The organism is Peptoniphilus sp. oral taxon 836 str. F0141, from assembly GCF_000179335.1.
Classification (GTDB): Bacteria; Bacillota; Clostridia; order Tissierellales; family Peptoniphilaceae; genus Peptoniphilus_A; species Peptoniphilus_A lacrimalis.
This window is the reverse complement of record NZ_AEAA01000141.1, coordinates 52,636-74,186: the sequence shown is the minus strand read 5'-3', so window position 1 is coordinate 74,186 and position 21,551 is coordinate 52,636. Positions and strand designations below refer to the sequence as shown.

The window sequence follows — 21,551 nt, the reverse complement described above, 5'->3', positions numbered from 1 at the left end:
TTGCTTTATATACTGGTTCTGAAAAAGATGTTAACTTAAATGTATCTGAACTTTCAACTAAATTTAAAAATAATAACAACTCTATTGTTTTTGTAATTGAATAAGAAAGTCTTATTCTAGAATCTACTCTATAAAGTTCACTAATAACATGGTCTATCTCATGGCGTGAATGAATAATTAAAGCTGCACCATTTTTACATAAACGATCTTTTATTTCTAACAAATCAATTTTTGCATACGGAAAGTATTTATCAATAGATTTTTGTGCCTTTTCAATATCAATAAATATTGAAAGTCCCACATATTTTTTTGTTGGTATGCATGAATCTTCAAAAGGAACTTTACCTATTTCGATTACACTTATATCACCTTTACCTATCAGAGCACGTTCATTATTTTCAAGTTTAAACTCATAACATCCCTCTAAGCAATGATCTATTTCTAAAACCCCGCTTTTAGGATTTATTTTTTGATATGCCGTCTCCATATTAAGGTTATTATAAGATAACTGAACGCCTTCAAATAAATTGTAGCAACGCATTTCGCCAAAACCAGTAGGATTTTCAATTGTATAAATTTTACATTCATCAGTAACCTTTTTTTCAGAAAATATATATCCTTCAAGGACATTTTCTATAATATCTTCATGATTTAATTCCAAAACTTCACCTCCTAATGCATCATAATAATCAATTAAATTATACACCAAAAATTAGTTCACCAAAAATTAGTTCACCAAAAATTAGTCTTTATATTAAAAGTACACTATAGCATATTAATCATACATCTATATTTTAAGATTTTCTATTAGATACAGACATTTCAATTTTATGGTATAATGATAGAAACTAAAATAACAAGCTTTAACGCTTATAACTTTAATAGCAAGCACAGTAAGTGTACGGACACTTACGAAAAAATTAATGGAGCAGACCTTTACGGAATGCCCCATTTTTTAATTTTTACCTTGTTAGGGAGAACCCTAAGACCCCTAAATATATTTTATAAAGGAGAATAAAATGGCAAATAGATTTAGAAATGAAAGAATAGAAATAAAACTAACTAAAGAAGAAAAAGAAGTTTTTGAAAAGAAAATGAAACTTGCAAACTGCAAAACTATGTCCCACTTTCTTAGGAAATGTGTATTAGAAAAAGAAATTTTTGTTGTAGATTTAGAACCATTTAGAGATCTTCAATGGCTACTTTCAAATGCTACGAATAATATAAATCAGATTGCAAATGCTACTAATACAACTGGTGTTATTTACAAAAATGAAATCAAATCAATGAATAAGCATATAGAAAAATTATCAAGAGAAATATGGCAGATCCATTCCCTACTTCTAAATAAATCAAAGGAAGGTTCTGTTGATTAGTATGGCAATTACAAAGATACATCCTATAAAATCAACTCTAAATTTGGCAATAGACTATATAACTAAGAGTGAAAAAACTGATGAGAAAATCCAAGAAAGAATAGATTTAGCTATCAAAAATAAAGAGAATCCTACTAAAAAAAGAGTAGGAAATGTTATTGATATATCTACTAATGAAAAAGCTCAATCCTCAAAAGGTTATGAAGTTTGGGCGCGAAAACATAATATCAAAACTATGGCTGATTCAATAATTAAATTAAGAGAACAAGGAATTAATTCAATTACTCACCTTGACGACCTGATCAAAAAATCTGCTGATGATAGACAAGACTTGTTAGATAAAATAAAGAAAATTGAAACTGAAATGAAGAGTTTATCTCAAGATATGGAAAATATTAATACTATAAATAAGTATCGTGAAATATATAAATACCACAAGAAAAATCCTGACGACAAGCAATTTGCAGAAGAATATTATAGTGAACTTTCCGTCTATAAAATAGCCGCTAAAGGAATTTTAGAAAACTATAATAAACTACCAAATACAAAAGAAATACTATCCAAACTTGATGAATTACAAGAAAAAAAGAATACCCTAATGCAAGAATATTCTTTCTCAAAATCAACAATAGACAAGCTTTACAAAACACGAAAAACTATGGGATTTATATAGGGAAGGAGATGGAGAGATAGTTCCACTTCATCTCTATTAACTATTTTTTTAATGATATACATCTTAAATATAATTTCCTAAAAAAACCTCAATATTTAATTTATACATATTCAAATACCATTGAATTCTTTCGTAAGATAATGAGTCTAATTCGTATTTTCCAATTTATTTTACAAACTTTTTTTATATTATCATTAATCCTTTTTAAACCATTTATTCATATATCATAAAATCTATTCTATAGTCATAAAATCTATTCTATAGTCATAAAATCCATACCTTGATAATGTTTTTGGACTCCTAGTCCATCCAACTTTAGCAAAAAGCTATAAATAGTAATAAATTTATTCTAGATTGTATCATTATTTATGCTTATTTTCTCTCTAGTTTCATTTGCAGCCTTTCGTATCAAATAATGATTATCTACTAATCCTTTCTTTATAATATAGTTCTTTTTTGTATTATCTTTAAAATCTAATTCATATACACCATACATTATTTCAATTTTAATCTGATATATCTCATTATCCATCATTTTAGATAATTGACTTAATGCTAATTCTTTATATTTAGACTTGCATAACAATATCATTGTTCTTGTAGCTTGTAATCTTATATCTTTTTCGTTATGAGAACTCAAGCCTATTGAATACTGAATAATTGTAGATAAAACACTATCCTCTAATTTATCAAAGTCTACATTATATAAAAATGATTTTAAAGTTTCAAAGGATTCTATAATTTCTGTTTCTGATTTTTGAGAAAATATTGCCATTTTAGAAAGAACATCTGAAAAATCATACTCATTGAAGCATAATTGTAACATCATAAAGCTAAATTCTAAAGTACTTAGAGATGCCTTTTCAAAAAACACGTCCTCGTGTCCGCACAATACTAATTCTTTGTCTTCTATTATTGAGTAAAATATTAAATCCAATTCTTGTTCATAAGGATATTTGTTCTTCAGGTAAATGAATAGTTCAATTGCTCTAATCTTGTCTCCAATAGTCTGTTTTTCTTCTCGCAATGTTCTAACAACAGAAGATAATATTGATTTTATATGTTTTGTATCTAGCTTCAGTTTATCGAACTCTATAATATTTCTAATTGTTTTATATGGGTCATCAGCATATCCAATTATAGTACCATTCTTTCCTTGCTCTTTATTACGTTGATTAATTTTTTCAACATACCTATCAATATGCTTATATGTTTCATCACCTCTGTCATGCTTTATCTCTAGTAAATATTCAGATAAGTAAAAGCTGTTCATACATTCTTCAATAGTAGTATCCAATAATTCAACATCTATTGTTATATTTTTCCTTAATACTATCAAGTAACTTGAAAGTGCATTGCAACCTTTTCTTATCTCTTCATTTCTTATCATATCAATTATCAATTTAAGTACTTTCTCCTGATTGATAGTAGATATTTTTGAATAATTAATTCTACTTAATACTTTTAATATATTATCGAAATATCTCCTGAAGTTTTTTTCTATAAGAGTTATGCATACTTCTATAATTTTATTATTATCTATTCTAGATATATTATATATTAAAAATTCAAAGATATAGCTTGCTATACTTAGAATTCTATTTTCATCTGCAATCCATATATCAACCTCTTTAAATACTTCATATACATATGAAGTGAACAAATCATCACTGAAGTAGTAACCATAATGTTTTAAAATCAATAATTTTGAAATAAACCTCTTATGTGGAACTGGGATTAAATTTATTCCTGAAATCATATTCTCAATATCTGTTGCATGTATCGTATCTGTACTTTGATTATAAGCTCTTATAATTTTTTCTAATTCTTTATCTTTTTGTTCCATTAATAATAATTTAACAAGAAAAATGTACATATTATGATCATAATATAAAAAATTTAAGCTTGAAAGTATACTAATCATTCTATCCCTAATTAACAACAGATGCGTTAGAGAACCATAAGTCATTGATAATATAAAAGAATTAGACAAATCATCAAGAATATCATCCACTCCTTCAAAATGTGTTGTCAATAGGATAGGAATACAAATTATTAACCTCGTCGCTTGAATGAGGATACAATTTGTTGTCAGTTTCCTCATTAACTTCCTTGGCATTTTTTCTTCTGCTCTTAAATAATCTTCCGTCCTGAGAATCTTTTTTTCCAGTCTTATATATGATAGTAATCATTGCAGGATCAATTTCACCTTCATCGTTAGTTCCCCCAATGATGATTTTATCTACTATACTTTCAAATACTGCCCTATCAAATTCCTCAAGGTATTTATTGGATTCAAGTAATTTTTTAAAACCCTCAAGCCTTTTCTTCAATGCTTTTTCATCAGTAAGTGTTACTTCTAAAGTCCTTTTTTCTGCAAGTAATTTCTCTTTGCTAATGGCTATTTCATTATACTTGTCCTGATATATATCCATGCTGATTGACTCATTCAGCCTTAATTCAACAAGATCTTTTTCTTTCTTTATTATTTTATCAAGTTGATTGCTTATCTTCTTCAAGTCTTTAGCTAAACTATTGTCTTTCAATTCTTCTTCAACAGTTTTAAGGAATTCGTTGGTAATTTCTACATTATTGTGGCATACTTGACGATAACTTTCCATAAATGCTTTTTCTATTGCTTCTTCTTCAATCCCTTTACTATGCGGACAATACTTCTTTCCGTTTTTAGTAGCATTGACACACTGCCATATAACTTTTGTATACTCTGAACTCGAATGCCAATTTCTTCTTGAAAGATTATGACCGCAAAATCCACATTCAAGCATGCTGCTAAAAGCATATTTTCTTGAATACTTTTCTCTCTTACCGCCATTATTAGCAACGGTATTTCTGTTTTTTGACCTTCTTAATCTAATACCTTGAGCTTTTTCAAAATCTTCTTCCGAAATGATTGGCTCGTGATGGTTCTCTATATAAAACTTATCCTGTTCTCCGAAATTATCCAATCTTCTCTTTGAAATAGGATCAACCGTATAGGTCTTTCCCATCATAAGATCCCCTTTATATTTCTCGTTTTTTATGATTCCTAAAACTGTTGTTTCCGTCCATCTTTTATTTCCTCTTGGCGATAAATATCCTTGTTCTTCAAGTTCTCTGGAGATTACCATACCGCCAACACCTTCAATATATCTTCTGAAAATATATCTTACAATCTCAGCTTCTTTTTCATTGATAGAAATGCTTTTAGTTTCCGGATCATAGTCATAGCCTAAACACCCTTGAAAGCCGACCATTTCTCCTCTTTCCATCTTCATTCTCAAACCTTTTTTGACATTGGCTGAAATGTTCTCTACTTCCTGTTGCGCAACTGAACTTAAAATTGTTAAAAGCAACTCTCCGTCCATTGTTAAGGTGTTTATGTTTTCCTCTTCAAAAAAGACCGCAACATTAAACTCTTTCAACTTTCTTACATACTTTAAGGTGTCTAATGTATTTCTTGCAAATCTTGATATAGACTTTGTAATTATCATATCTATATCGCCGTTCATACAGTCATTTATTAACCTTTGAAAGTCAATTCTTCGATCAACCTGTGTTCCTGTTATCGCCTCGTCAGCATATATCCCCGCAAGTGTCCACTCATTATTTTGCTTTATAAAATCTGTGTAGTGTTCTACTTGAGAATTATAGCTGTTAATTTGATCTTCGGTATCCGTGCTGACTCTGCAATAAGCTGCTACCCTCTTTATTGAGCGCTCTACACAGCCTGATGCAGTTCTTTTCAGTGTGGTATCACCTTTAATAACTTTTACATCTCTTTTCACTGCACCCGCCTCCTTTTTTTGTATCTTTCTATGCAGTTTTATTATACCACACTTCCAAGACATTATAAATATAATTCTGTGGGAATGTTATACTTTTTCATCAATTTAATTTTTATCTTTTTATATTCAATATCGCTGAGTAAGTGCTTAGAAAGTAACATAGACAGCATAGATAATTGGAGGCTGTATTTTAATAATTCATTATTCATTTCAACTCCTCCTCATTCAAATTTATTTTTAAGTTTAATGACATTGGTAGGTGCTTGGCAGCAACATAGGAATCTCACCTCCGCCTCTTATTCCAGACGAGCCGGCTTAAACTATTGAAGTATCATTATCACTACTTGTTTCAACGAACAGATTGCCACATCTGTTTTTATGTATTCTTATTTATCGCTCGCTTTCTTGTTTCCTTGATTTATCAGTATTCATAAAACCAAAATTTCTTTCAGCAGAAAGGTCATGGCGTAAGTCATAATTCTCCACAAGTAGATAAAGTCCTACCTTGGTCTATTCAGTTGTCAGGGAACAAGTGCCTATTGGCTTTTAGAGAGATTTTCTTTTAAGCAATTCTTGAAAATAATTCTTCAATTAGATTAAGAGGACAGATCTCCCTTCACTTTATACAAGGAAAATCTGCCCTCATGCACAAGGCGATTACTTCATAAATTCTTCCAATAGCACACTTAGTTTTTTAAGAATGCTATTTTTTCGCCATTGTATAGCTTGATAGCTCACTTTCTTACCTCTCGCTATGCTTGATAGCGTTTCATCATTGAAATACAAACGCTCTATGATGTCCCTTTCCTCATCGTTTAGTTTTGATATAGCATTTCTGACTGCCTCAATCATCATCTGTGTTTCAACAATCTTTGCTACATCAACGCTTTCATCAGCGATGTTATCTACAAAATTCCCATCATGATCCAAAGAGGAAAAGAAAAGCAGGTGGTTTTTTCTGTCCACCTGCTCTAAATACTTCTCGTGTTCTTTTTCTCGCCAGTAGACTTTATAAATATCTTCACTGACTTTTACCTTTTGCCCTCTGACATAAAGGTAATACTCTTTTGCCATAAAGTTTCCTCCATTTCTTTTTTGTCTATTTGTTTTTCAGACAAAAAAGGAGGACTCCTGCACATAAGCATAAAAAGTCCTCGAAAACGGAAGAAACCTGTTCTTCCAAAATGTTTTAAATTTAATTGTTTATAATAATTACTGACATCAAAAAGGTCTATTATTATTTTCTATATAAATAACAGACCCTACATAACACATAGCAATTACCTCCACTATTTAATCAAATTTTCCTTACTCGAAAAATATATATTAGAGCATTCTTTTAAAAGATCCTCTATACAACAGTTAAAAACCCAAGATAATATGCCGAAAAAATCTGAGCTATAAATATTAGTAGTAATCCACTGTTTTTGATACTTCTTTCTTTGAAAATTGCATATCCTCCACATAAAATCCCTATAATACTAAAACACCATCCAGCAATAATAATAATCATAAGTTCATGAGCAAGAATTTCATATATTGAAAACCAATGAGCCATTCCTGTAATTCCAGAAATCCCAAGCATAGCTCCACAAATATATAGATATATATGATGTCGCATACATCTCTTCCACCTTTGTAGCGTTGAAATGATGCATATAATCAGTAATGTTAAAAATAATAATGTGGTTGATATATAAGTTCCCAAGCTGAACAAAAATGCTATTTTCCCTTGTGTGTTAGTGGCAGGGATATAATCATGAGCTAATCTAAAGCTCATAGAATGTACTTTGCCGTCATTTATATTAAAAGCAAGTATTTTTTCTTCAGGACTCGCATCCTTGCAAAAGAAAATGTTAGAATCTATTTGTTCGTAATATTGCTTTTTATCTTCAAATGGCATGGTAAGACAAAGACGATTTCCATCTGTCACTCTAATGGAAATCATTTGCTTTTTCCCTTGTATTTTTCCAACATTTTTCAATGCAGAGCGGGCAGGAAGATAATCTCCGCTTAACATCTTGAGATCTAAATTTTCTTTTATCTTTTTTTCATCAGCTTCTGTATATGCAATTTTTTCCATAATCTCCGAGCAAAACTCCGTCTCCATTACATTTGTCAATATTAAAATTGCTCTCTCATTTTTCGGTTCTACCCATATTTGTGTTTTGAATCCGTATGTTCCACCTTCATGTCCATGCATTTCCGGATTATTCGCATATTGCCAGAAGCCGTGAGATAAACCTGAATTTGCACCATAGGAGCGATAGGTTTCTGTAAACATTTCTTTTTTAGTATGAGGATTATTAAACAATAGATTATCTTTATCATTATTTTTAGCCAGCTCTTGTGCATAATTCAACAAATCCCCAGCTGAGCCATTCATTCCACCAGCAGGGTACATTCTTAAATACATATTCGGTTCTTTGCGGAATCCCTTTTCAAAAAAAGAATAACCGACTGCCTTTCTTGCCAAAATCGTAGGATTATCATTTTGAAATGGACCTATCGATGTATTGTTCATATCTAAAGGTTTCAAAATGTGTTCATTTACATATTCTTTGTAATTTTGACCACTCACTCTTTCTACAATAAATGCAGCTAATGCAGCGCCCCAGTTAGAATATGCGCTTACCTTGCCCGGTGAAAATACCTGTTCGGGTTGATGTGAGGACAAGACTTCGGCTAATATAAATTCCTTATCACTTTCAAAATAGCGAAGGTTAATAAGCTGCTCCTCGAAGCCCGCCGTATGATTCATGAGATGACGCATTGTAATAGGTGTATCATAGTGTAAATTTTTCAAAAAACCTTTTGGTAGATAGTTGCGAATATCCGCATCCAAATCAATTTTTCCTTCTTCATTTAATTGCATCACACCTACCCATATAAAGGTTTTTGATATTGATCCCCATTCAAAAACTGTGTTTTCAGGATCCATAGGTATATTTTTTTCTAAATCAGCGTATCCGTAGGCTTTTGAAAACACAATTTCTCCGTGTTCAGATACAATGACACATGCACCTGGAACGCTTTTACCTATATACGCATCCGCAACTTTATCAATAACAGTTTCGTAATGTTCAGTTTCTTCCGCAGCAAAAATAAAGGAACGCGGAAATAAAACGACAAAGGCAAAAGCAATGAAACAACTCAAAATGACGATTTTTTTCATGATATCTCACCAACATTAACCTTGTTTATTTCCTGTGCAAGCTTAGTAATGCGCTTGTATTCACTAATTAGCAATATAATGGCAATCAAAATTATAACGACATCATTCAAAGGCAACGCCAGCCATACTCCGAGAACATTTTCGTTCAGAAAACGAGGTAATATCAATACTAAAGGGATTACAAGTGCAAGTTGCCTTAGTATAACCAATACTCCTGCCTGCTTTGCTTTACCGATAGCCTGAAAATAAGTGACTGTCATTATGAGCATGCCATAAGTAGGAAATATGCAGTACATAAGCCTAAAATTAGATAATCCTGAACTTACAATAACTGAATCGGTAATAAATGCAGATAATATCTGCACTGAAAAAATTTCAATTATGGCAAAGAAAAATCCGGCAAGACAAGTAGAACCTATAATAAATACATTCGTAAGTTTTTTAACCCTTATATATTCTTTTGCTCCGAAATTTGTTCCGACAGCGGGCTGCATCCCTTGACTCATTCCCCATATCGGAACAAATGCAAGCTGCATAACTCTTTGAGCGGCTCCCATAAGAGCTATTTGCTTTTCTCCGCCAAAATGCACTGCCGTATTATATACAACTGTCATTTGAACCAACATCATAATTTGCATGAGCATAGCGCTCATTCCCACGGAAAAAATTTCAGGTAATAAATCTTTTGCAGGTTTTATCCCATGAAAACGAACCACCGGACTTTTTTTCAAGAAGTATATTAAGGTGACCAAAGCTTGACTGATTTGAGAAATCACAGTTGCGATTGCAACAGCTTGCGGTCCTCGAGATGGCATAAACAGAATGAATATAGGATCTAATATAATATTTAAAATAGCACCAGCCGCCATGATTCCCATTGCAATTCCCATGCGACCCTCTGCCCTTATTACCATATTTGCACCCTGCATAAAATTTACGAATATGGAGCCGAGATATACTGTTCTTAAATAAGAAACACCCATCTCCATCACTTCACCGCCGGCACCAGATAAGCGTAAAAATTCAGGAGCAAATATGATACCGATAATCATAACTACTGATGATAAAACGATTACCAAGAAAGTTAGATTTCCTATAATCTTATCCACGGTTTCTTTATCTTTTTTTCCGATTGCCCGAGAAAGTACAGAGCCCGAACCTATCCCAAGAAGAACAGCAATCGCATTATTGATTAATACAAACGGAGATGCCGCCGAAACTGCACTCATGGCATCGGTTCCCACCATTTGCCCGACATAAATTGAATCGACAAAGGCATATAATCCTACTATCAGTTGACCCAAAATTGCCGGCAAACTAAGATGAATCATCAATTTCCAAGGATTTTCCATAAGTAATTTATCACGAACATCCATTATAAAAACCCTCCTTGTCCTTTATTTTTGCGTTTTATCGATACTTATTCTGTATTCACAGCAAGCATCCATAAATTCCTCATCATGAGTGATTACCAAAATAGTTTTTTCTTTTTCTGCAGCTTTCTTTAGTTCCCTTGCAATCAAAAACATATTTTCGGCATCCAAGCCACTGGTCGGTTCGTCAAGTATCAAAATATCTTTACCTGACAACAACGCACAGCATACTGCAAGTCTTTGTTTTTGACCTCCCGACAAGGAAGCAGGATGAGAATCTTTATATTCGTATAAACACATATCCTTAAGCAATTTTTTTGCATTTTCTAAATTCTCTGCATCATATTTTGTTCCAAGCAAAAGTTCTTTTGAAATGCTTTCTGTAAAAAATTGTGTCCCTGTGTCATTTGAACAGTAATAGGTATGTTTGCAAAGTTCTCTGTACCCTGCCTTCTCACCATGAATATAAACATTACCTTCTGTTAATTTTTCAAGTCCGCTTAAAATTAAAGCTAAACTGGTTTTTCCCGCACCATTGTTGCCTGTGATTGCAGTAACACTTTTCTCATTAGCAAAAATATCCACATTTTTTAATATTTGTTTTTTATTTTTCTTGAGAGAGAGCCTTTCTCCTTGTATTGCAATATTGTCCGTTCGGGGTGGGGCAATCTGTTTTGTAAAAGGTTTATTTATAATACGGCGAAGTCCCTTTGAAATGCGTTCCAAGTCATTCATTGTACTAAATTCTAAAGAAGAATATTCATGCTGTATCTGTCCGTCTTTCATATATAAATACCTGTCGGCAAGTTCTTCTGTCCAACTGAGACGATGCTCGGCAATCAGCAATGTGTATCCTGCTTTCTTTAACTGCATAAGGATGTTTTTCATTTGAATGATGCCGTCTTTGTCCAGATTTGCAGTCGGCTCATCAAACACAAAAACCTCCGGATGCATTGCATATACAGAAGCTACTGCTGCTCGTTGTTTTTCACCACTTGAAAGCAAATCTAAGGAAATCTTTCCTATGTTTTCCAATCTCATCTTATGAATAGCATCCTTTGTTCTTTTTTGAATTTCAAACTTTGAGAAACCGTAATTTTCACATCCAAATGCTATTTCACCCTCAAGCTCTGATGAAAAGAATTGTCTTTGAGGGTCTTGAAATATGCTGCCAACAATTTTACCGATATCATAGGACGGCATCATTTCAATATCTTTTCCTGCAATTCGTATACTGCCTTTTTTTGTTCCTTTGTAATATTTTGGAGCAAGACCGTTGATAAGTCTTGTAATGGTCGTTTTTCCACATCCTGATTTTCCTGTCAAAACCACACATTCACCGGCTTTTATCACTAAATTTATATTCGTCACACCATAATTGCTATCCGCATACTGAAAGGAAACATTCTGTAAGTCGATCATATTCTCATGCCTCCTATCCATAAATAACCCGATATCAAAGCGAACCATAAAATCATGGCAAATATATCCGTTATTTCAATCTTGCTCTCATAGTAGCTGCTTCTTTTCCCCGGTGATTCCCCACCTCTTGCAATAGCTGAAACGGAAAGCTGATCTGCTATCATCAAGATTCTGACGAGTAGTGGAATCAGCACATATTCACATGTCTTTGCGGGTGCTTTCAATATCTGTTTAAGACCTGTCAAATTTCTGTTTTTCATAGATAGATACACACTCCTTAACTCCGATTTCATGGTAGGGAAGAATCTAAATACTACAAGGACACCCAAAATAACGGATGTAGGAAGGTGAATGGAACTTAGGAATGCCGAAATTTTTCCAGGCGGTGTTGTAATCAAATCCCATGATACCAAGAAAGCAGGAGAAAGATTCCAAAGCATCAGCACATAAAACTCCGAAAAAATCAGCATATGAAGTCCGAAACGTTGTATGGCGTAGAGTAAAATTCCCAATAAGATATAGAATATGCCGTAATCAAATACGATTTTCCATTTCCCTTGTATACCTAAATATAAAAAAGTGGCAATTGTAAGGATGCAGCTGAAAACGACATCTTTTCCCATATAAATGGCTATTAGTACACAAATGAATCCCCATATTTTAGTTATGACAGCAAAAGAAATTTTTCTCATTATAGAAGTCCCGTTTTTTTGAAATGCTTTCCCATAATTTTTTTGCCTGCCAGACCACCCGCAAGCCCACATATCGCCGTAAAGATAACAATGAATATAATCCATCCGGGAGTCTTATAGTAGCTGATATATGAGTCTATATAGCTTTGATCCATGCCACCGCTTTTTGCAAAGCTGTAATAGGTTTCCCAAAAGAACCAAATCGGCAGTAAATTGACACCGTTATATAAAAGACTGGCAACAGTCCACGATGCTATAATTTGTTTTGAATTCCTTTCAGAACAATCTTTCCACAAGATTGCTTCGCATATCATACCAATTGCAACAAAGTACGGTAAAAGATACCAGTTCCCCATCAACAGATAAATCATACCGACGATACTCATATAAACAAGGCTGACAAAGTGCTTCCTTACCCGACACAAAAGCAGATAATAGACAGGTGCACATAAGAACATGGTAAAACCAACTGATAAAACCATACTGACAAAATGATTGGTCATGCATACCATATTTACAATAAACTGGATGAGAATGAGAAAGAGACTCAACAGAGCAGCCGCAATGACATCTTTAATTTCCCATTTTAATGCTTTATTTTTTTTCATTTATTTTCCTCCGTAAATATTACTTTTGAGCTTTGATGATAAAGGTCGGCATCGTGCGATACCTGCGTGCCATAAAAGGATTCCAATACTTTTCCTGTAACAGTGTCTCTGTTTCAATGTTCTTAAAACCTGTTTCTCTGCATGTTTCCAAATCCCATTCCGGGCGTTTTATATAACTTAAAGGGAGTTTTTTCAATTCGTCCATCATATCTGTATCATGATAATAATCCTGAAATTTGCCGTAGCGTTTTGTTAAAATGTTTTCATCTGACTGAAAGAGCTTTGCCTGTTCCTCTCCCCAAAAAGGGAAAAGCCAATTTGCATCTAAATTCAGCATACAACCGCCGGATTTCAAAATTCTGTACCACTGCGCATAAACTTTTTTCGGATTATTAAATAGCCAAAAGGCATGTCTTGAGACCACTGCATTAAAGGTATTATCGGGAAAATCCACTAACTCTGCGTCTTTAAGCATAAAAGTGATTTTATTTGAAAATCCTAACTCCTCAGATATTTTTTCAGCTTCCTTGAGCATTGCGACATTATTGTCTATTGCAATGACATCACACCCAATTTGTGCAAGAAGCAGCGAAATAAACCCGGTTCCACATCCGACATCTAAAATTTTGTTTTTTTGACAATCTCCAAGACACCGTTCTAACAAACCTCTCCATTCCAGACCTCTTTCTTCTATTTCTTGAAGAAGAAACATTTTCATTTTTCCGGCATCCCCGGACCATTTTTCCTCAGCCCTATTCATTTAACTTTCCCCTTTCCTATTTATGAAGCAAAAGTCGCATTTTTCACCGTTCATTCCCAGTGTCTGACTTCTTTCAAATACAAATCCCTTTATATTTCCGAATACGATATGATCACACAGACAGAATATCTCACAAAGCTCTGGGCATTCAAAAAAATTGCAGGTATCCGCCCAAAGGCACTTGAGCACATCGACACGGTAGTATTCCCCGTCATCCGACAGGATTCTGCTTTTCCATATTTCATCGCCCGACATCCCTTTTTTCATAAACAAGCGGAACAGCCTGAAAAACCCGGGGATATAAAAAAATGTTTTCAAAAGCTTATGTGCCTTTTGGGCAACATAAAATGAATACTCCTTTACCAATTCTTTTGCCTCATTTTTTGAAAGCCCTTTATCTATGAAACATCGGTATAGGGCTATATTTGAAATAATGCTTCTTTTTTGCCTTTTTTTCTGTTTTTCCGTCCATGATCCTTGATTGATTTCTTTGATGAGCTGCTTCATTTTTGTTTTATGTTCCGCATCTATTTTTTTTAATATCTGTGCATTTAACTTTCCGAAGTAAAATTTTTTGTATGTCATTCCAGGCCTCCTAATTTCCATCCAATTGCATTTCCCCGAATTTCAACAAATCGTCGATAAAGTCCTTCCTGCTGTATCAGCTCCTGATGTTTTCCTCTTTGCACAATTCGTCCATTTTCAAGAACAAGAATTTGATCTGCTTCTCGAACTGTATTCAACCTGTGAGCAATCATCAGAAGCGTTTTATTTTTTGTCAGCTCTGAAATAGCCTGCTGCAATTCCCGTTCGTTTTCAGGATCGACACTTGCCGTAGCCTCATCTAAAATGACAACAGGTGCATCTTTCAAAATCGCTCGTGCGATAGAGATTCGCTGCTTCTCACCGCCGGAAAGGGTTGCACCTCCTTCTCCAATCTTTGTTTGGTATCCATCCGGAAGTGCGGATATGAAATCATGGCAGCATGCTTTCTTTGCCGCGGACACTATTTCTTCTTTTGTTGACTGCGGTTTTCCAAAAAGAATGTTATTTTCAATGGTATCTTCAAAAAGGTAAACCCTTTGAAACACAATGGAAAAATTCTTAAGAAGGCTATCGCAAGTATAGTCTTTTACATTAACGCCACCTAAAAGAATCTCACCATCTTTTACGTCCCAAAAGCGTGCAATTAAACTGCAAAGGGTCGTCTTTCCTGAGCCTGATGGTCCTACAATGGCACAGCTCGTACCTTGAGGAACAGAAAAGCTTACATCGTGCAGAATTTCCTTTTCCTCATATGCAAAGGAAATGTTTGAAACGGTTATGTCGTATGCTTTCGGGATAAGGTCTGTTCCCTTTTCATCAAGAAGGGGAATATTGGATATTGTTTCCAATCTGTCTAAAGAAGCATCCACAACTCTTGCAACGGCAGCCGTACTTCCTGCAAGCTCCACAGTCGTATAAATCATAAAGCTTGCGACAATAAGGAGCAGGCACTTTTCAGGAGTTATTTCTCCGTTCATAAGCAGGTATGGTGCAACAACAAGGATTGCGAATCTGGCAAATTTGAATATCATTTGAAAGACGGCAGCTAAGCCGGAGAAAACTTTTTCTAAAGCGATGTTTGCCTCTGCGCTTTCATTGATTGCAGCGTCTACGGATTTGTCCGAACGGTCGGCAAGTCCGAATGCCTTTATCACGGACATCCCCTGTATATATTCTAAAATGCCTGTAACAAGTCCGGCCTGTGCAGCTTGCCTGCGCGGAGAATATTTCATACCAGCTTTTTGTGTTTTTGCGTACACACAAAGGGAAAGAAAAAGCCCTATGAACATCAAAACTCCAATTTTCCATTCATAAAACAAAAGCCATATCCCTATCACTGCAGCGTGGATAAATCCTCCGGCTACCGCTTCCATGACGGTAACTGCATTGGTTTCCAGATCTCCAAGTGTTGTAGTAACTGCCGCTGTAATATCTCCAAGGCGATGCTCATTAAAATATCCCATAGGTACGCGTTTTAATTTTTCGCCAAGCTCCATGCGCCATTTGGAACACATGGAAAAGCTTCCAAGGGTTCTTTTTACAGCGGAAAGATTCGTAAATAGAATGCGTCCTGAAATACTTAAAAGCATAATCCCCAAGGCTGCCCATATTGTTTTAATCGACATGAAGCCACTTGAAAGTGATAATAGTATTCCGTTCAAAACTGCAAGCACAGCCATAATGGGAAGCATCTCAAACACGGAATTGCACATATGAAAAATAAACGATAAAATCAATCTTTTTCTTTCCATTCCGGAAAAATCCAAAAGTCGTCTGAACATCTGAATCATGCTGATACCTCCTTCATATCAAGCGTGCTGATATGTGTATTCCAAAGTTCTCTGTAAAGAACACAATTTTGGGTAAGCTCCTCATGTTTTCCTTCCGCTTCTATATTTCCTGCATTCATGACGATAATCTTATCGGCTGATGTGATAGTAGATAATCGATGTGCAATGACAATCAGCGTTTTTCCCGCTACAAGCTCGCTGATGGAGTGCTGAATTATCGACTCATTTTCAGGGTCTGTAAAGGCGGTAGCTTCATCTAAAATAACTACGGGGCTGTCTTTTAATATGGCTCTTGCAATGGCAATGCGCTGCTTTTCTCCGCCGGAAAGATTGCTTCCGCTGTCTCCGACAACGGTATCGTAGCCATTGGGAAGTGATGTAATAAAATCATGGCATGCCGCTTTTTTTGCTGCATTTTCGATTTCGCTGTTTGTAGCATCCGGCTTACCGATTCGTATATTTTCTCGTATAGAAAGATGAAACAAATAATTATCCTGTGAAACATACGCAATATGTTCCATTATCTGCGAAAGCGGTATGTTCTGCACATCGACACCGCCTATTTTCACGGTTCCGCTTCCCGCATTCCAAAAAGACGCAATGAGTCTGGCGACAGTGGATTTGCCCGATCCCGACGGTCCGACCAAAGCCGTCATTTCATTTTCATTCGCTTCAAAGGAAATGCTGTGTAAAACCTCTGTATCCTTGTAAGAGAAAGAGACGTTGGAAAATTCTATTTTTTCTCCTTTAAGCTGTACTCGTTTTACCGGGCGTTCCATTTCTTCCGTATCCAAAAGGCTTCCGATTTCTTTTACGGTGGCATCTACCATAGCAAGGCTGTCTGTATATCGCAATGCCTGAATAAGCGGAGCAATCAAGCCCAATGATAAAATAATGCAGGATATAAAACTGCCTGCGCTTATGCTTCCGCCTATATAAAACAAACTTCCGACAGGAAGAACTCCGATTAGACTTGAGGGTGCTATTGCAATACCTGCCGCATAGTACGGATTCGTCTTTTTGAACCATTCCGATTTAGAATTTTCATTCTCCTTTACCGCCTCTGCATATTTGCGATAAGAATCGCTACTTTGATTAAAAGCCTTAACCACTTCGATTCCGCCTATATATTCAACCGTAGCGGCATCCATAGCTTTTGCGGCTTTAATAACTCTGTCATAACGCTTCTCATAATCTTTCATCATTCCCATATAACAGAGCATCCCGACAGGAAAGGTTGCAAGAGCAATAAGTGCCAGCCTCCAATCAAGGAACATGAAATAAATCAACATTAAGACAGGAATCATAATATTTGCTGTTAATTCCGGTATCATGTGAGCAAGGGGTAACTCCAGTTTTTCAACCGTATCTACAAGCATCGTTTTGAATTTTCCTGACGGGGTATCCAAGACAAATCCCATGGGCACTCGTGACAACTTTTTCGTAAGTGCAGTACGAATATTTTTTAGTATAGTAAATGCGGCTTTGTGAGACCGCACCGTAGATACAGTTGATAGACCAAGCTGCAAAAGGTACCCCAAAAGAGCAATTACTGCCATCGGCATGATTGATTTCAAGCTGTAATCGCCGGCGCATATTTGAATAATAATGCGTGAAACTGCAATATACGGGACGATTCCAAACCCTGCACCAAGAACGGCAAAAACAACCGAACTTAAAAGCAAGCCTTTACATGATCCGGCAAACTCAAATAAGCGATGCAATGTGTTTTTGTTCTTCTTATTCTTCATTTCGATCTCCTTCTGCTAAAATATATTTTTCGATATTTTTCTTTTCTTCACCTCTCAAATCGGCAATTATTTTACCGCCTGACAAAAGCAAAACTCTGGAACATATTGTTTTTATAAATTCAATGTCGTGTGTAATAATGAGCAGGATTTTTTCCTGTTCAGAAAGTCTCTCTACCATCGTTCCTACTTCCCGCATGCTTTTTAAGTCAAGCCCACTGGTCGGTTCATCGAAAATAAGAATTTCTTTATCACAAAGCAAGCTGATTGCCACTGCCAACCTCTGTTTTTGTCCTCCTGAAAGTGAAAGGGGATGTCTGTTTTTTAATTCGGAAAGAGATAAGGCCGATAAAGTTTCGTCAATAACAGACTCATCTGTTGTTTTTGTTCCGAGTGTGCATTCTGTTTCCACACAATCCGTAAAAAGTTGATGTCCGACATCCTGCATCACCATGTAAGATTTTTTAATACGCGCTTTTGCAGACAAACTCCTGCCGTCTACAAAAATATTTCCCGATTTTTGTTTTATCAGTCCGCATATCGTGCGTGCCAGTGTCGTTTTTCCTGTTCCGTTTGCGCCGGTAATTGCGACGATCTCTCCACCATTTGCGGTAAACGAGATGTTTTGCAAGATAATCTTTTCACCATATTTGACATGAATATCTTTCAGCTCTAAGGTGTGTTGGGAAAATTTTTTATCATTGGTATTTGTTTTGATTTCAGAAAGATTTCGACACCTGAGCCCCATATTTTGTATTTGTTCAAGCGGGAGCTCGCAAAAATCCTGTATACTCATATCCTTAAAAATCTGACCCTCCTGCATTAAGATGACCCTGTCTGCAACATCTGTTAAATACCACAAGCGATGTTCTGCAATGATAATCGTTTTCCCTTGTTGTTTTATTTTTTCTATCAGTTTTTTCAGTTCAAGCACGGAATGAAAATCCAGATTTGAGGACGGTTCATCCAATACAAAAATATCCGGATTCGTGGCATACACAGACGCAAATGCAATTTTTTGTTTTTCCCCTCCGGAAAGTTCAAAAATGCTGCATCCTTTTAATTTTTCTATATGCAAATCTTTAGTAATCCTTTCAAGCTGCTGTTTTAATTCTTTCATCTCCAGCATTCTGTTTTCCAGTCCGAAAACAATTTCACTATCTGTATCTGTGTTGAAAAATTGTGTTCTCGGATTTTGAAAAACCGTGCCGACACTATCGGAAAGAGTTGAAATTTCGGTCTCGGCAACATTCATTCCTTTTACAGTTACTTTGCCTGAAAGTTTTCCTTCAAAAAAATGAGGAATCAGCCCGTTTACCAATCTGGTAAGAGTCGTTTTTCCGCATCCTGATGCACCGCACAAGAGAACACATTGTCCTTTTGGAATATTTAAGTGTAATTCCCGTAAAGAAGCTTTTTCCATATCCTTGTAGGAAAAAGAAAGTTTTATAAATTCAATCAAGGGAATACACCTCCTCGTAAAAAATCAAAAAATATCATGCAAATAATCCCTATATAGATTGTTACAATCAGAGCATCATGGATTGAAAAACAAACTTTTTCCATACAGCTGCGCCTTCCGACATGATCTATTCCTCTTGTAATTGCGGCTTGTGTGATTTCATCAGAGATTTTAGAAGCAGATACCAGCATGGGTACATATACATACTCCATTATTTTGACCGGATGGCGTAAAAATCCTGTAAAAGAAGCGGTTATCCCTCGAAGAGCCATGGCGTCCTTAATATAGTTCCATTCCTCAGCCATTGTCGGAAAGTATCGCAATGTAACAGAAAGTGCAATAGTGAAACCTTTAGGCAAATGCAATCGACTGAATGCAGCTAAAAAAGCACTGACCTTTGTAGTTTGTATTAAAAATGTGCCGAGCATAAAACAAGGAATAAGTTTTCTTATATAGACATCAAACATATATATGATGCCTCCGATCGTAACAGGTAATTTTGATATAACAAAAAGCTGTACCATCAATAACACAATAAAGAGAATTCCGTATTTTGAAGCAGTACGGAACTCTTTCGCCTGTAAGAGCAATAATATAGGGATTGCTGTAAAAAGGCATTCTATAACGATACTTTCATTCAGAAACACGGAAATACTTGTTATTGATAAAATCAGCAGCTTTGTTCTGGGATCTAAAGCCATTTATATAATCCCCACTTTTTCAAAATGTTTTTTCAATAATTTTTTACCTATAAGGCCTCCGATTATGGCACAAATAATTGTCCCCAAAATCATTAAGGGGATAACCCACCAATTTATTCTAATAGCATTGATGATTCCTTCAAAAGAAGAAACATCTCCTTTTCTACGCATGAATTCATCAAACTGTGCAGGCATGATAGTCATGGGAATATAGGCTCCCATTGGAGACAGCGCAAACACGCAATAGGCAAGTAAATTTCTTCTGAATGATTTGAAATTTCCTGATTGGCAAATAAAGTCCGCAATAAATCCAAATACGATGAAAAATACCGACATCATCCAAAACATACCGGTAACAAATAACAAGATTCCGGCAAGTATACCAAGTATGGAAAGTGATCCGCGCTTCGGTATTTTAGCGGTGTATAACATAAAAACACTGCCCGCAAATAAAGCTACTATCATCGGCATAAACGGAAAAGTGACAGGTGTCATTTGTGCGATACCGCCTATAACAAATGCAATAACAAAATAAATAAGTGAAAAAACGCCTATGGAAATATAATCTCTTGTTAGTAATATATTTTCTCTATTTTTCATAATAATCTATATCCTTTCTAAATATAGTTGTTAGCCTTTGCTAACCTTGCGTGAAAATTTTACGCTTTATTTAAACCTTAAAAGTCCATCCCATCCCGAATTAAAAAAAACTGCAAGCTCTTTAACATATTTAATGGCTTGTTCTCTTGTCATATCATGCACAATCGTTTCAAAAACAGCTGTAAAATATGCACTGGTAATCATGTGATGTAAATCATGACTGACGTTTCCTGCCATTTTGCCTTTTTCTTTAAGAATAGCGTAATATTTTTCCGTACGGGATACTTCCAATTCTACAAGTTCATGAATATAATCTTCGTATTTTGTGCCTTCAGAACAGCAAATTACAAGCTTGAATTCTTCAAAATAATCATAAATATAATTCACAAAATGCAAAAGATATTTTGTAGACAGCTCTCTGCTTTCTAAAGTTTTATTTTCTGGAATTAAATCAAAATGTGCATCTTGTGCAGCTTTGAACTGTTCTATTAACCCATCAGCTACATCAGAAACAATAGCTTCAAATAAGGCCGCTTTATTAGGATAGTAACCATAAAAAGCACCTTTCGTAAATCCTGCTTCCTCGACAATTATTCTAAGTGAAGCATCCTTAAATCCTTTTTTTAAAAATTCTTTCTTGCCGACTGCCAATATTTTCTTTTGAGTCTCAGAAATAGTCATTTAAACACCTCCATCAACAATATACCATCGGTATATACTATCAGTATATACCGATGGTATATTGTTGTCAATAGTTTTTTTTACATTCATAATAATATTCACATTTTTTCAATTTCCTGTTTGAAATTTACTCTAAAAATTAAATCATACGAGAACAAA

The 21,551-nt window shown here is 34.9% G+C and carries 19 protein-coding genes and 1 pseudogene; 2 read left to right on the top strand and 18 right to left on the bottom strand.

Annotated features, from left to right (window positions below; all coding sequences use genetic code 11):
• Window positions 1-661, bottom strand: a 661-nt coding sequence (locus tag HMPREF9131_RS07880) for a hypothetical protein (protein ID WP_036744537.1), incomplete at its 3' end; no start/stop codon positions are given.
• Between the two features lie 358 nt (window positions 662-1,019).
• Here HMPREF9131_RS07880 and HMPREF9131_RS07875 point away from each other — a divergent pair.
• Window positions 1,020-1,376, top strand: coding sequence for a hypothetical protein (locus HMPREF9131_RS07875; protein ID WP_009346341.1), 357 nt, complete (start codon window positions 1,020-1,022; stop codon window positions 1,374-1,376).
• 76 nt (window positions 1,377-1,452) lie between these two features.
• Window positions 1,453-2,069, top strand: a pseudogene (locus HMPREF9131_RS07870) (mobilization protein); the annotation flags it as partial.
• 329 nt (window positions 2,070-2,398) lie between these two features.
• Here the strand turns inward: HMPREF9131_RS07870 and HMPREF9131_RS07865 are convergent.
• The 17 genes from HMPREF9131_RS07865 to HMPREF9131_RS07785 all read right to left on the bottom strand — a co-directional run bounded on the left by HMPREF9131_RS07865 (window position 2,399) and on the right by HMPREF9131_RS07785 (window position 21,392).
• A complete protein-coding gene (locus HMPREF9131_RS07865) occupies window positions 2,399-4,168 on the bottom strand; it encodes a hypothetical protein (protein ID WP_198002579.1) in 1,770 nt (589 codons plus the stop codon).
• Window positions 4,068-5,834 (bottom strand): recombinase family protein, encoded by a 1,767-nt coding sequence (locus tag HMPREF9131_RS07860; protein ID WP_009346293.1) that lies wholly within the window; start codon window positions 5,832-5,834, stop codon window positions 4,068-4,070. The genes HMPREF9131_RS07865 and HMPREF9131_RS07860 overlap by 101 nt, the downstream gene beginning before the upstream one ends.
• Window positions 5,835-5,896: 62 nt before the next feature.
• Entirely contained in the window at window positions 5,897-6,043 is a 147-nt protein-coding gene (locus tag HMPREF9131_RS08420) for an SHOCT domain-containing protein (RefSeq protein ID WP_001058405.1), read from the bottom strand.
• Window positions 6,044-6,491: 448 nt separating this feature from the next.
• Window positions 6,492-6,908 (bottom strand): sigma factor-like helix-turn-helix DNA-binding protein, encoded by a 417-nt coding sequence (locus HMPREF9131_RS07850; protein ID WP_001051308.1) that lies wholly within the window; start codon window positions 6,906-6,908, stop codon window positions 6,492-6,494.
• Window positions 6,909-7,185: 277 nt separating this feature from the next.
• On the bottom strand, window positions 7,186-9,009 hold the full coding sequence (locus HMPREF9131_RS07845; RefSeq protein WP_009346335.1) for a serine hydrolase: 1,824 nt from the start codon (window positions 9,007-9,009) through the stop codon (window positions 7,186-7,188).
• Entirely contained in the window at window positions 9,006-10,385 is a 1,380-nt protein-coding gene (locus tag HMPREF9131_RS07840; RefSeq protein WP_009346279.1) for an MATE family efflux transporter, read from the bottom strand. The genes HMPREF9131_RS07845 and HMPREF9131_RS07840 overlap by 4 nt, the downstream gene beginning before the upstream one ends.
• A 21-nt stretch (window positions 10,386-10,406) precedes the next feature.
• Complete coding sequence (locus HMPREF9131_RS07835) at window positions 10,407-11,804, bottom strand: ABC transporter ATP-binding protein (RefSeq protein ID WP_000566323.1); 1,398 nt, start codon at window positions 11,802-11,804, stop codon at window positions 10,407-10,409.
• Window positions 11,801-12,496: an energy-coupling factor transporter transmembrane protein EcfT gene (locus tag HMPREF9131_RS07830; protein ID WP_009346318.1), complete on the bottom strand. Its 696-nt coding sequence runs from the start codon at window positions 12,494-12,496 to the stop codon at window positions 11,801-11,803. The genes HMPREF9131_RS07835 and HMPREF9131_RS07830 overlap by 4 nt, the downstream gene beginning before the upstream one ends.
• Window positions 12,496-13,104 carry an MptD family putative ECF transporter S component gene (locus HMPREF9131_RS07825; RefSeq protein ID WP_000739616.1) on the bottom strand — a complete coding sequence of 203 codons (609 nt, stop codon included), beginning with the start codon at window positions 13,102-13,104 and terminating at the stop codon, window positions 12,496-12,498. Before HMPREF9131_RS07825 ends, HMPREF9131_RS07830 begins: the two co-directional genes overlap by 1 nt.
• 19 nt (window positions 13,105-13,123) lie before the next feature.
• On the bottom strand, window positions 13,124-13,864 hold the full coding sequence (locus HMPREF9131_RS07820; protein ID WP_009346327.1) for a class I SAM-dependent methyltransferase: 741 nt from the start codon (window positions 13,862-13,864) through the stop codon (window positions 13,124-13,126).
• On the bottom strand, window positions 13,865-14,449 hold the full coding sequence (locus tag HMPREF9131_RS07815; protein ID WP_009346326.1) for an L-2-amino-thiazoline-4-carboxylic acid hydrolase: 585 nt from the start codon (window positions 14,447-14,449) through the stop codon (window positions 13,865-13,867).
• The gene (locus HMPREF9131_RS07810; RefSeq protein ID WP_009346315.1) at window positions 14,446-16,200 is read right to left on the bottom strand and encodes an ABC transporter ATP-binding protein; all 1,755 of its coding nucleotides are present in this window, start codon (window positions 16,198-16,200) and stop codon (window positions 14,446-14,448) included. The genes HMPREF9131_RS07815 and HMPREF9131_RS07810 overlap by 4 nt, the downstream gene beginning before the upstream one ends.
• Window positions 16,197-17,951 (bottom strand): ABC transporter ATP-binding protein, encoded by a 1,755-nt coding sequence (locus HMPREF9131_RS07805; RefSeq protein ID WP_009346298.1) that lies wholly within the window; start codon window positions 17,949-17,951, stop codon window positions 16,197-16,199. Before HMPREF9131_RS07805 ends, HMPREF9131_RS07810 begins: the two co-directional genes overlap by 4 nt.
• A complete protein-coding gene (locus tag HMPREF9131_RS07800) occupies window positions 17,941-19,410 on the bottom strand; it encodes an ABC transporter ATP-binding protein (RefSeq protein WP_000569061.1) in 1,470 nt (489 codons plus the stop codon). The genes HMPREF9131_RS07805 and HMPREF9131_RS07800 overlap by 11 nt, the downstream gene beginning before the upstream one ends.
• A complete protein-coding gene (locus tag HMPREF9131_RS07795) occupies window positions 19,407-20,111 on the bottom strand; it encodes an energy-coupling factor transporter transmembrane component T (protein WP_001162459.1) in 705 nt (234 codons plus the stop codon). The genes HMPREF9131_RS07800 and HMPREF9131_RS07795 overlap by 4 nt, the downstream gene beginning before the upstream one ends.
• Window positions 20,112-20,711, bottom strand: a complete 600-nt coding sequence (locus tag HMPREF9131_RS07790) for an MptD family putative ECF transporter S component (protein ID WP_009346286.1) — start codon at window positions 20,709-20,711, stop codon at window positions 20,112-20,114. It lies immediately after the preceding gene.
• Between the two features lie 66 nt (window positions 20,712-20,777).
• Window positions 20,778-21,392 carry a TetR/AcrR family transcriptional regulator gene (locus HMPREF9131_RS07785; RefSeq protein WP_000155678.1) on the bottom strand — a complete coding sequence of 205 codons (615 nt, stop codon included), beginning with the start codon at window positions 21,390-21,392 and terminating at the stop codon, window positions 20,778-20,780.
• Window positions 21,393-21,551 lie beyond the last annotated feature (159 nt).

Coding starts and splice junctions, on each gene's coding strand:
- HMPREF9131_RS07875 (WP_009346341.1), top strand. CDS start 1,020: ATGGCAAATAGATTTAGAAATGAAAGAATAGAAATAAAACTAACTAAA.
- HMPREF9131_RS07865 (WP_198002579.1), bottom strand. CDS start 4,168: ATGCCAAGGAAGTTAATGAGGAAACTGACAACAAATTGTATCCTCATT.
- HMPREF9131_RS08420 (WP_001058405.1), bottom strand. CDS start 6,043: ATGAATAATGAATTATTAAAATACAGCCTCCAATTATCTATGCTGTCT.
- HMPREF9131_RS07850 (WP_001051308.1), bottom strand. CDS start 6,908: ATGGCAAAAGAGTATTACCTTTATGTCAGAGGGCAAAAGGTAAAAGTC.
- HMPREF9131_RS07845 (WP_009346335.1), bottom strand. CDS start 9,009: ATGAAAAAAATCGTCATTTTGAGTTGTTTCATTGCTTTTGCCTTTGTC.
- HMPREF9131_RS07840 (WP_009346279.1), bottom strand. CDS start 10,385: ATGGATGTTCGTGATAAATTACTTATGGAAAATCCTTGGAAATTGATG.
- HMPREF9131_RS07835 (WP_000566323.1), bottom strand. CDS start 11,804: ATGATCGACTTACAGAATGTTTCCTTTCAGTATGCGGATAGCAATTAT.
- HMPREF9131_RS07830 (WP_009346318.1), bottom strand. CDS start 12,496: ATGAGAAAAATTTCTTTTGCTGTCATAACTAAAATATGGGGATTCATT.
- HMPREF9131_RS07825 (WP_000739616.1), bottom strand. CDS start 13,104: ATGAAAAAAAATAAAGCATTAAAATGGGAAATTAAAGATGTCATTGCG.
- HMPREF9131_RS07820 (WP_009346327.1), bottom strand. CDS start 13,864: ATGAATAGGGCTGAGGAAAAATGGTCCGGGGATGCCGGAAAAATGAAA.
- HMPREF9131_RS07815 (WP_009346326.1), bottom strand. CDS start 14,449: ATGACATACAAAAAATTTTACTTCGGAAAGTTAAATGCACAGATATTA.
- HMPREF9131_RS07810 (WP_009346315.1), bottom strand. CDS start 16,200: ATGATTCAGATGTTCAGACGACTTTTGGATTTTTCCGGAATGGAAAGA.
- HMPREF9131_RS07805 (WP_009346298.1), bottom strand. CDS start 17,951: ATGAAGAATAAGAAGAACAAAAACACATTGCATCGCTTATTTGAGTTT.
- HMPREF9131_RS07795 (WP_001162459.1), bottom strand. CDS start 20,111: ATGGCTTTAGATCCCAGAACAAAGCTGCTGATTTTATCAATAACAAGT.
- HMPREF9131_RS07790 (WP_009346286.1), bottom strand. CDS start 20,711: ATGAAAAATAGAGAAAATATATTACTAACAAGAGATTATATTTCCATA.
- HMPREF9131_RS07785 (WP_000155678.1), bottom strand. CDS start 21,392: ATGACTATTTCTGAGACTCAAAAGAAAATATTGGCAGTCGGCAAGAAA.